We start from the raw sequence: 14688 nt of genomic DNA on the forward strand, positions 1-14688 counted from the left end.
CCCTGGCGGACGCGGACCTCGAATGCATCGCACGGCTTCGCGTCGCGGCGGGATCGTTTCCAAAGCGTTGGAAACAATCCAACCCAAGAGCCCTCCTGTCGGAGATTTACAGAACCAGACCTCCCTGGTAGGGGGGGCGATGGGCGTCACCGCGTACCTCGAGTGCTACGGCTCCGAAGACTTCGACCCGGCCTCGGGCGGCACCGGGCTCTTCGGGACCAAGGGCCTCCTCCCGCCCGCTTGGTTTCTCTTCTTCGACGCCGCGGACTTCACCTCCGTGCGCTCGAAGCACGATGGCAGCACCTACTCGCTCCTCCGCCGCCCCGCATCCCAGGCCGCCGCCCGCGCCCACGAACGGATCGAGGCGCTGAAGCCCCACATCACGCCGGAGCTCGACGCCGTGCTGCGCTCGTTCCTCGCCGCCGTCGAGAAGGCCTGCACTCCCTGCGATCTCGGCGAGCCCCTCGACCACCAGCGCGTGCTCGTCTTCAACACCCACCGCTTCGAGTCCACCCGGGCCGAGCTCAACGCTTGTATCGGCTGGTTCGACGCGTTCGCCGCGAAGGGCTACTCCGCTCGCCTCGCCACACGCGCCGAGTCGATCTTCGACCCCTGCGACGGCCTCGACTTCGACGAAGACGACCGGAAGCTCGACGTCGGCGACCCAGACGCGCTCTGCGGCTGGCCCTCCAGCGTGACGGACAAGGCGCCCCCCGTCGTTCCGAAGCCGCCCCCGCCCAGCGCGGACGCCAGTTCTCTCGACGCCATCCTGGCGCGCGTGTGGGCCCATCCGGCAGACCTCGATGTTCGCCTCGCCTGCGCGAAAGAGCTGTCCGCCCTCGGCGACCCTCGCGGCGAGTTCATCCCGCTCGATTGCGCCAAAAAGCTCACCCACCGCCAGCTCAAGCGTCACGAGCAGCTCCTCGACGACGCGCGTGTACACCACCCCTTCAGCCGCGCGCGTACCTTCCACCAAGGCCTTCCGGTCGAAGTGGAGTGGAACGCCGCGCCCGGCGATCCCCTCGTCGGCCACCCCGCCTGGTCCACCGTCGAGAGCGTGATCTTCTCCGGCCCCGTCGCGCTGCTCCCGCCCGTGCGCCAGCTCCAGGCGACGCCCGCGCTCCTCCGCGCCATCGACCGGCCGGTGCCCTACGTCTCCATCTGCATGAGCGACGACAAGGACCCCGCAGCCTGGGCGGCGCTCGAATCCACGGAGCGCTTCCCAAACCTCGTCGAGGTCCGCGTTATCACGCCCGCGACCGTCTGGCTCCCCGAAGCAGGGCAGCGGCTCATCACGCGGAGGCCCTCGGTGCGGCTCCACGCCAGCTCGCCCCTCGTACCCCTCCCTCCGCTCACGCCCCTCACAGCCGAGGAGCACGCCGCACGCGTCGCGCGATGGGCGAACCCACCGGAGGCCCGCTTCGCCGAGGGGCCTCGCTACGACAACGGATTCAACTGACCCGTTCACGGTGAAGCCGTTTCGCTGGGGCTTTGCCCCAGGCCCCAGCAGGGGCTCTCCGCCCCTGCACCCGGACCAGCGAGGCGCTGGACCCAAGCTCGATGAACTGCGCGATGCGCAGTTCATCGAACAGGCCCGGTCAAGACCAGCAACGGCGTTGCCCACCAAGGCAGCCGCGTTGCGGGTTCTGCTGGCACCCCGGCTCCTTCGTCGGCCTGTTTGAAAAACTGCGCGGAGCGCAGTTTTTCAACCCTGGGTCCAGCGCCTCGCTGGTCCGGGGTCGAGGGGGCGGACAGCCCCCCGCGGGGTCCGGGGCAGCGCCCCGGCGCGGCGTCAAGCGACCGGCGTTGGCCCTTCGCGCGTCTCGCTGCTGACGCTGTCGCCTTCGTTCGTGTCTGCGGTTGCGAGGGCGGACCGTGTGCGGACCTCGTCGAAAAAGAGTGCTTGGGAGACCTTGTCGCGTGGCAGTTCGGCTTCGACGCGGGCCATCACCTCGGCGTACGTCGTGAGGAACCTGTCCTTCGTCGCATTCCGGGCTGCCCGCAGATCACGCGCGTGCTGGACGGCGATCTGACGGTTCAAGAGGGCGGCCTGGTAACGCTGCCGGAGCACGCCGAGCTCGATCTTCTCGGCTTCGGCCTCGGGCCACGACGCCTGGGCGGCGGCGAGCCGCCCTTCGAGATCGATCATGGCTTCGACTTGTGAGGCGCCGAAGAGGCGGATGATCGGGGCGGATCCCTCGGGGAAGACCAGGCTTGCGATTCGGCCTTTTCGTTTGCCGTCGGCGATCTCGGCCTTCTGCTGCGAGAGCCGGATGCGCCGATCGGAGACGTAATTCTCGTACTTGATGTCGACGCGGGTGGGGAGAATGGCCTTGAGGGCCTTCTCGTACTCCGCTTGCGCCGTCGCGAGCTCGGTGGCGCCCGCGCGCATCTTGTCTTCGAGCGAGGCGAATGCGGCCTGGCACGAGAACTTGCTGAGCATACATGTGGCGTGGGCGGCGAGATCGAGGCACTTCGAGACGGGGGTGCTCTGCGTGGGCGATTGCATCGAGGCATCCTCCTTGGAAGGGGATACGCGCCGAGGAGCGTGAGGGCGCTCGGGGCGCGTGGGTTTCGTGGGTGCGCGTGGTCATCATCGCGCGGGCCGTTCGACGTTGTGGCCGAACGTTTCTTGGGCGGCTTTGCTCTTGCAACGTGGGCTGGAGCTGGCGAAGGCCGCCTGCGGCGTGCGCGCGAGGGGGTCGCGCCACGCGCCTCGCCTGCGCTTGCGCCGATGCCCATCGAGCGCGCGCGCCTGCGCGATCGTCCTTGCAGCGGCGCGAAGGCGCCCGGTCCATGTGCGCGGCGCGGAATGCACCGGCGCAACGGCGGCGGGGACGCTGCGATCTGCGCGCTTGCGTCGACGCAAACGGGGGCAGGACCACGGCACGGCGACACTTGCGCGCGCGCACGCGCTCCCGCGCCGCGGGCGCGACGTCCCTCGCGCACATGCAAGGCACGCCGCGCGGATGGCTCGGGGCGCCTTGCACGCATGCGACACCCACCGAGCGATTGGCATCGGGCCCTTTGCGCGCGTGCATGGCGAGTCGCGCACCTGCTGGACGAGCTGTCGCGTCGATCGACGCTTCCTGGTGTCCCCGCGCGCGGGTGCAAAACGCGCGTGCACCCCACGCGCACCCCTCAGGGCGGAGCGCGCAGCGAAAGGTCGCTCGCGAGCTTGTCGAAAAGCGCCGCCGCCATCGTCGGCACGTACGTCTCTGCCCACCGCTCGAGCAGCGCCGCGAACCCCGCGACCTCCGCCTCGACCTCCGCGAGCGCCGCGCGTAGCACCGCCGGCGCGACCTCGATCGCCGCTTCTTTTTTCTCGTGGTACCCGAGCGCCAGCAGCCCCGTGTCGAGACGCGCGATGTAGGGCGTCGGATCGTGCCCGCCCCACGGCGGCGGCCCGCCTTCGGCGAACGTGATCCACGCGCGCCAGCTTTCGAGCCCCGTGCAGCACTCCGGCGCCAGCACCAGCGCGCCGCCGCACGTGATCTCGATCCCGCCGGCCACCACCACCTTCTCCTCCGAAAGCAGCCGCCGCGCCACCGCCTCCGCCGTGGGTTCGAGCTCGTCGTCGGTCCCGAACCCGTACATCGCGATCGCCGCCATCACCGTCCCGACCTCGAGGGGATCCATCGCCCCGGTCAGCGTGATCGTACGAAACCCTTCTTCGCGGCGGTACGGGTGCGTCGGTGACGACGGCGGCACGAAGTCGGCCCGCGCCTCCTCGCTGAACAGCGCCCCGCGCCAATGCGGCCACGGCAGCACCTCCCCCACCCCGTGCGACCGCACGACGATCGCGTGGCACCGCAATTCGCTCGCCATTCACGCGAGAATAGGTCCGAGGTCGGCGCGCCGTCCAGCCCCCTCCGGCGTGCATTGCAATGCCGCGTGGGCCCTCCGGCCCCTGCGCGCCCCTCGCTGGCGTGGTCGTCCACCGGCCCATTCCAGATCCTCTCGCCCTTCCGTCTGGAACGTGGACCTGGAAAAACCAGGGGCCATAGGGCTCGAATTTTTTGACGCAGGTGCCGCGCCGCCGTCAGCGAGGCGACGTGCGCCACGTTTTCGCCGTCCGGAGCATGCTGGAGGGCGTCAAGGCTCTGGATTCCGTCGCCGACCTGAGGGAGTCTGTCGTCCAGACACACCGACGGCCGGCCTTTTGGCGCCGGCCCTTCCGCCTCCTCACGAGGCATGGAGACCGTGCTCATGAACCGATGCCTTCTGGCTGTCCCCGTCCTTCTGGCCTCGCTCGTGGGTGGCTGTGGTCACTCCGAAGACGAGTGGAGAGCGCAGCTCGCCAAGTACAACGAGCTCCAGGACTCCAGCGAAGCAAAAAAGGCCGAGCTGGAGAAGCAGCTCGCCGAAGCCAAGCAGCACGTCGCCGACCTCGAGAAGCAGCTTCAGGACGCCGGCGCGGACGTGAAGAAGATGAGCTCGACGCTCGAGGACCAGGAGAAGGCCCTCGCCGAGTACAAGGCCCGCGCCAAGCAGCTCGAGGCCATCAAGGCGCGCTTCGACCTCCTGCGCAAGAAGCTCGACGAGCTGACCAAGCTCGGCCTCGCCGTCAGCATCCGCCGAAACCGCATGGTCATCTCGCTCCCGGGCGACGTGCTCTTCGATACGGGCAAGGTCGAGCTGAAGAAAGAAGGCGAGGACATCCTCAAGAAGGTCGCCCAGGTCATCAAGGCCGACAAATCCCTGGCCGATCGTGATTATCAGGTCGCGGGTCACACCGACAACCAGCCCCTCAACGGCGGCACGTACCAGGACAACTGGGGCCTCTCGCTGATGCGCGCCCGCTCGGTGTTGATCTTCCTCGTGGGCAAGGGCGGGGCGCTGCCGCGCGCGCACTGGAGCGCCGCAGGTTTCGCGGACACCGACCCGGTGGCGAACAACGGCACCAAGGACGGGCAGCAGAAGAATCGGCGCTGCGATCTCATCGTCGTGCCCGACGTCGACGAGATGATCGATTTGACGAAGCTCACCAAGGAGTGAGAGCCTGGAGCCGCGCCGCGGCTCCCCTGGCTCGGTCTCTCGAATTCGGGGGCGCCCGCACTACGAGGCGCCCCGGGCCGGCTGTAAATGCAGCTCCCGTGCGTGCGGCGCGCTGGCCGGATGGCAGCGCGCCGCCGCCTTTCAGGAGCCGGACAATGGCGTCGTGCCGTTGTACGCGCGGAACTTGTACAACGAGAGCGTGGCACCATTCGTCCCAAGGCCGAGCGCCGTGTTGACGGCGGCGGAGAGGCCATTGCACGCCCCGCTGCCCGAGCCGCTCATCGCGGGGATGGTGAAGGTGCTCGACGTCGTGTTTCCCCAGTCGCCGGAGACATAGATGGTGAACGTGCCGGTCTGGCAGTTGACCGTCGTGATGCCCTGCCCGGCTTCCGCGACCTGCAGCTTCGCGGTCATCTCCCAATTGATGTCGGGGTCGGCGCCCGAAAGATCGGTGGTACCTACGACATCGGTGAAGAGGAGCCGCACCCGGACAGCAACGCCATTGACGAGCGCGTCCGTGAGCTCGAGCTGCATCGTCGACCCGACGAAGCTCATGTTGCCCGCGCTGTCGGTGTCGGCCGAGAAGGAGTTGGTCCCGGCGAGGCCGGTCGTGGACTTGCCGTTCGAGAAGTCCAGGAACGGCGTGCCGCCATTTTTGTAAAACTCGAATTTGCAGTTGAGGCCAGGGTTGTCGATGGGGCTGGCGTGGGCGCTTCCGCTGAGCGTGACACACGCGATCGTCGCCAGGCTGGCCATCCACCACGATGCACTTCGGATCATGAAACCGTCCTTTGTCCCCCGCCGCACGGCTACACCGCCCTGTCCGTCCAAGTCAACGTGGAAAAAGTATTGCGCACGAGTACGACGCCTCTCTACCTGTGCCGGTGGAAAGACGCATCAACAACGTAAAATCAACCACTTGCACGCGTGGTGGGTACCATGTACGCGTGCTGGTTCCGCAATGACGCCTCCCACCGCTGCGATGTCGCATCCCCGCCGAATCCTCTCGGGGCCTCTCTCGGCCCTCGCCGTGGTCGTGCTCGTCGCGTGCGGCGGAAGCGCGCCTCCGGGAGGAGCCTCGACGCCCGCCGAGGCGAGCGCCGCCTCGCCGTTTGGCCTTCATTCGATGGCGCGTTTCCACCTCCGCGGCGCGTCGTCCGGACCGCTCGACGGGCTTTCGCTCGGCATGAGGCTCGAAGACGCCTGGGCGCGCGCGTCGGCATTACGCAGTGCATTCCGAGTCGAGATGGAGGCGAGCGCCTACGAGGCCTTGCGGCGTCGTGTGCCCGAGCTCGGCGAGGGAAGTGGAGGTGGCAATCGCTTCTGGACGACGCGCGGTCGGTCCGCGACGCGGACGATCGTGGACGGCGTCGGCTACGAGCTCCGCTTCGATCACACGGCTCGTCTGTGGGCCGTCCATCTTCGTCTGCCCAAGGAGAGCGCGCGGGACGCGGCGGTCGCGGGCTGGGGACCGCCCGCCATCGACGAGCGTTATCGCGTGTGGCTCGACGAAGCGACGGGGACCCAAGCCGCCGCCGTCGATTGCTACAAGGACGACGTGCCTGCGGGCTGCGTGATCGAGCTCTCGCCGTTCCAGTCCGTCGAGAAGACCCTCGCGGAGATCTTCCCCGACGAGGCAACCCTCGTCGGGCGGACCGAGGAGAGCTTGCCGTTCGGCGACGGGATCCACTGGGATTTCGTTCGTTATTACCTCGTGCCGAACCCCGCTGAATTGTGGCGGCCTCTCGAGGTGCAGTTCGACAAGGCGGCACCACGACGCGTCGTCGCGTACCGAACGATCTTCTCCTACGTCTACGCGGTGTCCAGACGCGACGCGATCCTGGCCTCGATCCAGGCCGCGGTGCCCGACCTCGCCCGGATCGAGGCCCCCACGATGGCTGGCACTTGCTGGGCCGGGAGCCGCAAGGGAACACGCGTCGAGGTCTGCGAGAACCACACGAGTTTCCTCATTACGGTGGGCGCCTGGACGTTGTGATGCGGCCGGCTCGCCCGCATCGGTAGAGGGGGCGAGCCGGTCAAAACGAGCGGACTCCGTGGGGGGAGCGGAGGCTCAGGGAGGCGGGAGGCAGAAGAGCGTCGAGAGGTCTTTGCCGTCCTTGTAGGCGATGTATCCCGCCGTCTTCGGGGCGACGCATTGCGACGGCGCGGAGGCGAACGGGATGCACTTCGCCTCCAGCGGGCCGCCTCCGTCGTCGTCCCAGCATGTCCCCGGCTGCCCGGCGCCGCCGCAGTAGAGTGCGCTCGTGGCGCACGGCTCGCCGAGGCTCGCGCCATCGACGCCGCTGTTCTGCAGGATCGCCTCGTCCAGGCACAGGTTGTAGCCGCCGCCGCAATGCGTGCCCATCGGGCACTCCGGCGCCGCCGAATGGATGTCGCACACCTTCATGCAGATGGGGTCCGCGCCGTCGGCCACACACCGCAGCCCGAGTGCGCAGTCCGAGTCCCACTGCGTGGCGCTCACCTTCGTGCACGCCTCGCCGGGCCCCTTGTTGCCGCCGGTGACGCACTCTCCGTCGGTCCCGATCGAATTGGTCGGCATGCAGAACTGGTCGGCGGGGCAAGCGCCGCTCACGTAGGGCTTGCATCCGTTCGGCCGGCGGACGTCATACGCGGCCTCCTGGATCCAATAACATTTGCCTCCCTCGACCCAGTCATAGGCCTTGGTCTCTGCGTTCTTCACGATCTCGCGCAGCTCGAGGTAGCGGGCATTTCCCACGGTCTGGTGCGGCGTGAGGATCTCGCTGATTTCGAGCTCGCCCGCCTTGGCCGCGTAGGTCTTGAGGTACACGCCGTCCTGGAGATCCTCCTGGAACACGGCGCAGGCCGCGCAGGTGGTGACGAACGTGGTGGTGTAGTCCGGCAGCGCGTGGTTCGGATCGCCGTCGATCGCATGGGTGCCGACGCCGAGGTCGCCATCGAAAAAGAGCCGGAGCCTATCGAAGAGCGTGGCGTCGCCCGAGATGTTCGGCAGCGAGCCCGCCGTCCGGATCACGGGCCCGGTGTCCGCCGCGTCGAAGGAGTTTTCTTGCAGGCTGAGGAGCTCGATGTCCGCAAAGGAGATCTCCTCGCAATCGGCAGGCTTCACGGGGGACTGGCCGCCCATACCCCCGGCGCCGCCCATACCCCCGGCGCCGCCCATTCCACCGGCGCCGCCCATTCCACCGGCGCCGCCCATGCCGCCGGTCCCCGTGGTGCTGCTCGATGTCGTGGAGGAGCTGGACGAGGACCCGCTGGTCGGGCTTTCGCTGTCACCATCCGAGCAACTGGCCGCCAGCGCCGTCACAACGAGCGTGAGACCCACGAGCGTCGTGAAGCGAAGGCGTGCCTGAATCGTTCGTATTTTCATGGCCTTGCGCCTACCAGCCAGAACACGCATCGTAAAGGTCTCTCCAGCGACGGAACCGTGCAGCAGGCGCAGCCAGAGGCGCGCCGCTTCATGGTTGATGTATTTGTTCAAGATGGGTGGCCGCAGGCGAGATGGAGCGGCGAGACGCGGAGCGACCTGTCGATATTTCGACGCGGCGCTCCACGCAAACCGGACGCCTCGCGCCGCCTCTGTTCAGGCGATGATCGGCCCGTCCCGCGCGCGAGGGCGCGTTTGTCGTCGGAGAGGCCCGCAGCGACGTCGCGAAGGCTCCTGCGCGCGTCTGGAAGCGCCTTTCGCGCGACCACCGCGTAAATCGTCTCCCCCTCGAACCGGATTGATCGGCCTGCCGCCACGTTCCTCCCGGGCGCCTCGCGCGCCCTCCCGTCAAAGCCGCGGTTTCCCGCGGGTCGAGCCCTGTGGACCACTCCTTGCTCTGGCCCCGCGCTCCTGTACCGGACCCCCATCCAGGATGATCTTCATGCGGGAAACCCCCTCTACCGTTTGGCTCGGCATGGCTTCGCTCGTATTCGCGACGAGCACCGTTGCCTGTACCTCCACCGATGGTTCCTCCGCCCCGACGCGCATCGACGTGGCCCCGGCAGCGCAGCTCAGCGCGGGACTTTCGCATACCTGCGCGACCCTCCGAAATGGCAACTTGGCGTGTTGGGGCAAGGGCGACCGGGGTGAGCTCGGCAAAGCCCTGGCGGACGGCGCCACGTTTTCCGCGGCGCCCCAACCGGTGCCCATCCTCGCCAAGGTGATCCACGTCGGGGCCGGGGCCTCGGGTTCGTGTGCGGTGCTCGAAGACCACACGGTCCGCTGCTGGGGCAACAACGGCGACGGTCAGCTCGGCGTGACGGCGGCCTGTAGCTCAGGCGACTCGTTCTGCGTGACGGAGCCAGCGAGCGTCCAAGGGCTCGAACCCACCACGACCGTCGTCGCGGGGAGATCCGTCGACGACAATGAGTTCCCCGCCAAACGCAGCCATGTCGCCTGCGCGCTGGACGAGGGCGGCCTGGTGCGCTGCTGGGGAGGCGTCGACCAGCAAATGCTCGGGCGCGGGAGCAATGTAGCGTTGAGCAAGACCCCCGTGGTGGTGGTGGACGCCCAGAGCTTTCCTTTGCGGGACATCACGCAAATGGCGGCGGGAGCGAATCGGGTCTGCGCGCTCGACATCGAGGGCGCCGTGTGGTGCTGGGGCGCCGATGCCACGTATGATCAGCCCGGGGGTCTGTCCGCCGAGCGGGTCGAGCTGCCCATGCCCGCAAAGGCCATCGCGGTGGGCGAGGCGCATGCCTGCGCGGTCCTCGACGACAGGAGCGTCTGGTGCTGGGGCCGCAATCAAAACGGCGAGTGTGGTGTCTCCGCGGGTGGCAACGATTGCTGTAGCGGGGAGGACCTGTCTTGCCCGCGCGATTGTCGTCGCAAGCCGGTGACGGTCCCGGGCGTGATCGGCGCCGTGGGTGTCGCCGCAGGCGGCTATCACACCTGCGCGTGGCAGGCCAACGGGAGCGCCATCTGCTGGGGCAGCAACCAATCTCTCCAGCTCGGGAGCGACGTCCGGTCCCTGGAGAGGCCACCGAGCGCCGTCACGCAGGTCCCCGGGCGTATCGTCGAAATGGTCTGCGGCAGCGCGCACACCTGCGCGCGGAACCAGGACGACGAGATTTATTGCTGGGGAACCAACAACCACGGGGAGTCGGGGGGGCTCGAGCCATGAGCAGACCCATGGGCCTCGCGCTCGCGCTCTTGCTGCTCTCCGCGCCGGCCGCGGCGCAAACCGCGCAGGAGCTCCCTCCGCCCGAAGCGCCGACCAAGCTGGGCTTCCGCTATTGGCACGGCGACGTCGCCTTTGGCGTGCGGAAAGGCGGCGGGACGTTCACATTGGATGGGCAGCTTTATGCGGGTGTCTTTCTCGCGCGCACCATCAAGGTCCCGGGCTGGTCGCCCTTCCTGGGCACCGGCATGCACCTGAGTGGCGGAAAGGTGACCGTCGACGATCCTCGCGGCGTTTTTGGGGAGGTCGAGGTCCCACGTTTCGCCGTCGGCCCCGAGCTTCGCCTGGGCGTCGCGCGCGGCGAAAAGGTCGATCTCTTCTCGCGCGCTTGGCCCCACGTTCAGTTTTACGTGAGCTCGGCCTTGACGATGGTCTTCGCAGACGGCCTGAGCGATCGGCTGCCAGAGGCAGGACACGGCTGGGACTATAAGTTCGGCCTTGGCGTGTCCCTCCCTGCGGTCTGGTCGATCTTCGAGAGGGATCCGGTCTCCTGGCTCATGATCATGTTTCCCAACACGATCGCGTTCGATATGGAGGTGCCGCTGGACGAACCGTCCAGGCGCCGGTACGGGGTACGGATGGGCTACGGTTTCTAGAGCGCCGAACAATTCGGCGCTCTGCGAGATCGCGAAGCGAGCTCGCCTCGGGGAGAAGTTCTGCTCATCCTGACCCGGGGTCGCCAACCCCGCGGATCTTGGCTGAATTTCTACAGGCAGAGGGGTTCCGCGCCGCGAGCGTGGTGCCCTTTCCGCCGCCCTTTCCTTCGTGCGGGCGCGCTCCGCGCTCGTCGCGTCGATCGGACGGGGGGCCAGCTCGGGGATCGTCTCGTCTAGCGGGCGGCACTCTTTAAGCCCGAGCTCGGCCGCCGTGCGTGCTGCACGCCGGTAGCGGTTGATCATCTCGCTTGACTTGTGTCCCGTTCGGTCCTGTACCCACGCCTCCGTTCGTCCGTTCGCGAGCGCCAGCGTGACGAACGTGGCCCGCGCGTCGTGAAGCCGGATCCGGGTCCTCGTCGCCGTCCGCGCGAACAACTCCGGCCGGCGAATGCCCGCCAACTCCAGATGTCGACGGAACCGGCCGGCAGTGTCGCTCGTGGTGAGCCGCTGTCCCTTCTGGCTTCCTTCGTCATACACGAAGACGTGCGCGTCCCCCGACACGCGCACGCCTCTTGCCGCGCAGTGGTCTCGCCAGGCGCGCAACGCCGCGACGACCCCAGGCGACAGTGCCCACGCACGGGGTTCATCCGTCTTATTCACATCGAGCACAATCGCCCCGAGGTCCAGGTTGATCTCAGACCACCTCGTGTTAAGGGCTTCCGAGCGGCGCATCCCTTCCCGATGAAGGAAGCCGTAAAACAGGCGCCATTCCAGCGGAACCTGCGTGCAGCCAAGCAACATCGCGTCCTCGTCAGGATAAAGCCACCCTTTCGCTTTTCCTGCCTGATACCGCGGCACGAATCCACGCGGCAGCGGATGCACGGCGATATGGCGCAGTGGAAGGACCGCCAGCGAGCAGATCCGGTACACGAGCTGCGCGACGGAGCGCCGCGAATTTGGCGAGAGCCTCGGTGGGAGGCTCCGCATGACGGCTTCCGCGTGGTCGAGCGTGAACTTATCGATCGCCACGTCTCCGACCATTGGATAGACGTACTTGTCGAGCACGTATCGGTTGGTTTCTGCACTTCGTCGTCGCTTGACTCGATCGGGGTAGAGATCCGCCAGCTCCCCGCTCGTCCACCGCTTGCCGATTTGCTCGATCGTCGGCGTCAGGTTCTTCTGCACCACCTGTCCGGATGCGATCATATCAACGGCCTTGCGCACCTCGTCCAATGCCTTCCCGTCACGCACCGCGGCGCGCTTGATGATATCCGGCGCGATGTCGTCGCGTCCGCATTTGCGGAGCTTCGCGGCCAGCTCCGCGAGGATGGCTTGACGCGTGACGGCGCTCCGCTCGTCCTTGCATGTTTCGAGCATGAAGCTTTGCCGCTTCTTCGTTCCGATGGTGAGCCGCGCGAACCACTTGCCGCGCCGCTCGTATACGTTCCCCGTGGCTAACCTGGGCATGTTCCAACTCCTCCAATCAGTGACCATCCAGGGAACAGCCGAGCGGCCGTGCCCTGCGATTTGGGCTCCTTCCCGCGGAGCCATGGGAGACGCGAGAGATACTCCCCCGTCGTGCCCCCCGGGGCCATGACGGCATCCCGGCACGTGTCAAGCAGGATGGCGCGGGAGGGGGGGTGTGGCCCGTCTACGGGCCGCAGAGGCGAGAAGGCAAAGGCGACCGTAAAACCCGCGGGGGCCGGACGGTTGTCAGACGCGCCGAGCACGGCGGTTCGTCGCTCGCGCGCGGCTCGGACTGGCCGGGCGCGGTTGCAGGCCGACGGCGCCGAGAATGTCGTCTGCGTGCTCCGCGGTGTCGTCGGTGGGCGCGGCGTCATTCGTGGCCGATGGGGAGGAAGGGGTGGCGCTCTGCTTGCGCGCGTTTTCTTCGAGCCACGCGACGAACGCAACGCGATTGACGATCCTAAGCTTCCCGAGGCGCGCGACGGGGACCGGGAAGTTCGGGGCGCGGATGGCCTCCAGGAAGACGCGCCGCGGGATGCCGGTCGCCGCCTCGACGTTGCATTGCGAGAGGGTTTCGGGCGGGGGCGCGACGAGCTGGAGGACGCCCCGTGGGATCGACAAGGTCGCCGTGATGTTACCGTCCGGGCTGCGGGACTCACCGATGGACATGTCCGCCCTCCCATGGCGCACGAAGGGGCGCCGTTGCGTGGATCCGATTCTCCCGCCCGTGGGGGACGCGAGACAAGGGAAAATCGAGGTCGCCGTCGAGTTCTATATATATAGCCGACTATACGTATAGTCATATAGCCACATAGTCATATAGCTAACTATACAAGGCCCCTCCCTGGCGGGGCGTGTGTAGCTGTTTTCGCGCAACTGGCGCCGGTGGGCCAAGAGGAATCGAAGCCCGAAGCGGCGTTCTATATATAATTCATATTACATCAACGCGTATTACGTATTACGGCGCGGACGCTGGACCGGCGCGGGCCCGAGCCCCCGCTTCTCGGAGCATCCCTCGGCCGGGTTCTCGGGGGGCGCTCGGCCGGCTCGCGGGAGTTCCCCGGAAGCCATGGCCGGAGAGCCACTCGAACCCGATGGCTCTTGCCATGGAAAAGCCATGGCTTTCCATGGATCCGAAGGGCATGCACCGCACCTCCCCCAGGGCGCCGCGAGACCGCAAAATCAGGCTGATTTTGCAGGGTACGCGAACCCCCCACATCGTGAAACATTTCCGTGGCCCGTTGCCATGGCTCCGGCGAGCCAAAAGGTGGATCGATCTCTGGACCCTTCATGGCCCCCGAGCCTGTGAAACAAGGGTACCGAACCGACCTCCATGGCTCAAACACGGCGATTTCGAGGTCTGTCCGCGGAGGGCATGGCTCTTGCGCATGCAGCGAACGTGAAGTCCGATACCGACTCCGGCTCCGTGAAACATTTTCTGGGCCCGAGGCATGGCTCCGGCGAGCAAAAAGTGGATCGATTTGTGGACCCTTCTCGGTCCCCGAGCCTGTGAAACAAGGGGGCCTACCCGCCCGGTATGGCTCAAACGCGGCGATTTCGCGGTTCGTCCACGGAGGGCACGGTGCTTGCGGTATCGAAAAAGGTGAACTGAAGTACAGGGCCTAGCCCTGGGAAGTTGCCGGGCCCCGGCGTTCTACCGAAAAATCTGTCGAAAACCGATTACATTGAGCGGCTTTTTCACGGCTTCATGCGACGAAACAAGGGGGCTGCTCCCTGATTTCGGACACGTAGCTCGGCTTTTGGGGGTTTGCTTTGAACAACGCGCCCCGAACCCTTGGAGCATTCCAGCACAGACGTAGTAGGCTCCGCCGAATTCCCGCTGATTTTTGTGGATCGCGGGAAGCCAAATGTGCATAGTGGTCGGCTGGAGCTTCTGTATGGGTATGAGCGACGCATCCGGGCGCCCCGGTTTGCCAATGCAAACACCGATGCAGCCTTCCGTAGTCTGTACTGCGGTTGTGCTCATCGGCGTTTGCGAATCGTCGCCGGATCTCGTAGCACTCGGTACGGCGCTGGGGGCGTTCGCGGCAGGTCTTGCCGATGTTCCGAACGTCGGGCCCGCATCGATGACCGAGTCCATCCGGCGCAGCCTCGCGGACGCGGCATGGCGCCGAGCCGCGCAGGAGACGCTGGCGGACCAGCGTGTGCAATTGCTCGCGGGCGCGTTCCTCAAAGCCTGCGAGCAGCGCGTGCCGCGGCCAGTGTCCAACCCGGATGACCCGGCATGGCTTGCCGGAGTCCGGGGCGCGTACGAGGAAGACGAGCGTCTCCAAATGCTCGCCGACACCCTGCTCGGAATGCTTCGGTTCCCACGCGAGGCGGCATCCCCCGCGCCGTCTGCGCGCCCCGCGCCCACGCCCGCGCCGTCTGCGCGCCCCGCGCCCACGCCCGCGCCGTCTGCGCGCCCCGCGCCCACGCCCGCGCCGTCCGCGCGTCCTGCG

At 67.2% G+C, this 14688-nt stretch carries 11 protein-coding genes; 5 read left to right on the top strand and 6 right to left on the bottom strand.

Going from position 1 to position 14688, the window contains the following annotated elements; translation table 11 throughout:
* Positions 1-139 precede the first annotated feature (139 nt).
* Entirely contained in the window at positions 140-1459 is a 1320-nt protein-coding gene (locus tag E8A74_RS46310; RefSeq protein ID WP_136935584.1) for a hypothetical protein, read from the top strand.
* Positions 1460-1792: 333 nt separating this feature from the next.
* Here the strand turns inward: E8A74_RS46310 and E8A74_RS46315 are convergent, their stop codons facing one another.
* The gene (locus tag E8A74_RS46315; protein WP_136935585.1) at positions 1793-2509 is read right to left on the bottom strand and encodes a hypothetical protein; all 717 of its coding nucleotides are present in this window, start codon (positions 2507-2509) and stop codon (positions 1793-1795) included.
* A gap of 632 nt (positions 2510-3141) precedes the next feature.
* Positions 3142-3828, bottom strand: coding sequence for a hypothetical protein (locus E8A74_RS46320; RefSeq protein ID WP_136935586.1), 687 nt, complete (start codon positions 3826-3828; stop codon positions 3142-3144).
* A gap of 381 nt (positions 3829-4209) precedes the next feature.
* On the opposite strand from E8A74_RS46320, the gene E8A74_RS46325 reads away from it, so the two are divergent.
* Positions 4210-4998: an OmpA/MotB family protein gene (locus E8A74_RS46325; RefSeq protein WP_136935587.1), complete on the top strand. Its 789-nt coding sequence runs from the start codon at positions 4210-4212 to the stop codon at positions 4996-4998.
* 141 nt (positions 4999-5139) lie between these two features.
* On the opposite strand, the gene E8A74_RS46330 is transcribed toward E8A74_RS46325, so the two are convergent.
* A complete protein-coding gene (locus tag E8A74_RS46330; RefSeq protein ID WP_136935588.1) occupies positions 5140-5778 on the bottom strand; it encodes a hypothetical protein in 639 nt (212 codons plus the stop codon).
* Between the two features lie 202 nt (positions 5779-5980).
* Between E8A74_RS46330 and E8A74_RS46335 the strand changes: the two genes are divergently transcribed.
* Positions 5981-6994 carry a hypothetical protein gene (locus E8A74_RS46335; protein ID WP_136935589.1) on the top strand — a complete coding sequence of 338 codons (1014 nt, stop codon included), beginning with the start codon at positions 5981-5983 and terminating at the stop codon, positions 6992-6994.
* Between the two features lie 75 nt (positions 6995-7069).
* Here E8A74_RS46335 and E8A74_RS54395 read toward each other — a convergent pair whose 3' ends face one another.
* Positions 7070-8365 (bottom strand): hypothetical protein, encoded by a 1296-nt coding sequence (locus E8A74_RS54395; RefSeq protein ID WP_211365618.1) that lies wholly within the window; start codon positions 8363-8365, stop codon positions 7070-7072.
* Positions 8366-8897: 532 nt separating this feature from the next.
* On the opposite strand from E8A74_RS54395, the gene E8A74_RS46345 reads away from it, so the two are divergent.
* Complete coding sequence (locus E8A74_RS46345; RefSeq protein ID WP_170229891.1) at positions 8898-10106, top strand: RCC1 domain-containing protein; 1209 nt, start codon at positions 8898-8900, stop codon at positions 10104-10106.
* Here E8A74_RS46345 and E8A74_RS46350 read toward each other — a convergent pair.
* Positions 10055-12226 (bottom strand): tyrosine-type recombinase/integrase, encoded by a 2172-nt coding sequence (locus E8A74_RS46350; protein ID WP_170229892.1) that lies wholly within the window; start codon positions 12224-12226, stop codon positions 10055-10057. The genes E8A74_RS46345 and E8A74_RS46350 overlap by 52 nt on opposite strands.
* 246 nt (positions 12227-12472) lie before the next feature.
* A complete protein-coding gene (locus E8A74_RS46355; protein WP_136935592.1) occupies positions 12473-12895 on the bottom strand; it encodes a hypothetical protein in 423 nt (140 codons plus the stop codon).
* 1418 nt (positions 12896-14313) lie between these two features.
* Between E8A74_RS46355 and E8A74_RS54400 the strand changes: the two genes are divergently transcribed.
* Positions 14314-14688 (top strand): hypothetical protein (locus E8A74_RS54400; RefSeq protein WP_211365619.1); only part of this gene is annotated, 375 nt, incomplete at its 3' end.

Source organism: Polyangium fumosum (genome assembly GCF_005144585.1).
Classification (GTDB): Bacteria; Myxococcota_A; Polyangia; order Polyangiales; family Polyangiaceae; genus Polyangium; species Polyangium fumosum.

Coding starts and splice junctions, on each gene's coding strand:
- E8A74_RS46350 (WP_170229892.1), bottom strand. CDS start 12,226: ATGCCCAGGTTAGCCACGGGGAACGTATACGAGCGGCGCGGCAAGTGG.
- E8A74_RS46315 (WP_136935585.1), bottom strand. CDS start 2,509: ATGCAATCGCCCACGCAGAGCACCCCCGTCTCGAAGTGCCTCGATCTC.
- E8A74_RS46330 (WP_136935588.1), bottom strand. CDS start 5,778: ATGATCCGAAGTGCATCGTGGTGGATGGCCAGCCTGGCGACGATCGCG.
- E8A74_RS46355 (WP_136935592.1), bottom strand. CDS start 12,895: ATGTCCATCGGTGAGTCCCGCAGCCCGGACGGTAACATCACGGCGACC.
- E8A74_RS46335 (WP_136935589.1), top strand. CDS start 5,981: ATGTCGCATCCCCGCCGAATCCTCTCGGGGCCTCTCTCGGCCCTCGCC.
- E8A74_RS46345 (WP_170229891.1), top strand. CDS start 8,898: ATGGCTTCGCTCGTATTCGCGACGAGCACCGTTGCCTGTACCTCCACC.
- E8A74_RS46325 (WP_136935587.1), top strand. CDS start 4,210: ATGAACCGATGCCTTCTGGCTGTCCCCGTCCTTCTGGCCTCGCTCGTG.
- E8A74_RS46310 (WP_136935584.1), top strand. CDS start 140: ATGGGCGTCACCGCGTACCTCGAGTGCTACGGCTCCGAAGACTTCGAC.
- E8A74_RS46320 (WP_136935586.1), bottom strand. CDS start 3,828: ATGGCGAGCGAATTGCGGTGCCACGCGATCGTCGTGCGGTCGCACGGG.
- E8A74_RS54395 (WP_211365618.1), bottom strand. CDS start 8,365: ATGAAAATACGAACGATTCAGGCACGCCTTCGCTTCACGACGCTCGTG.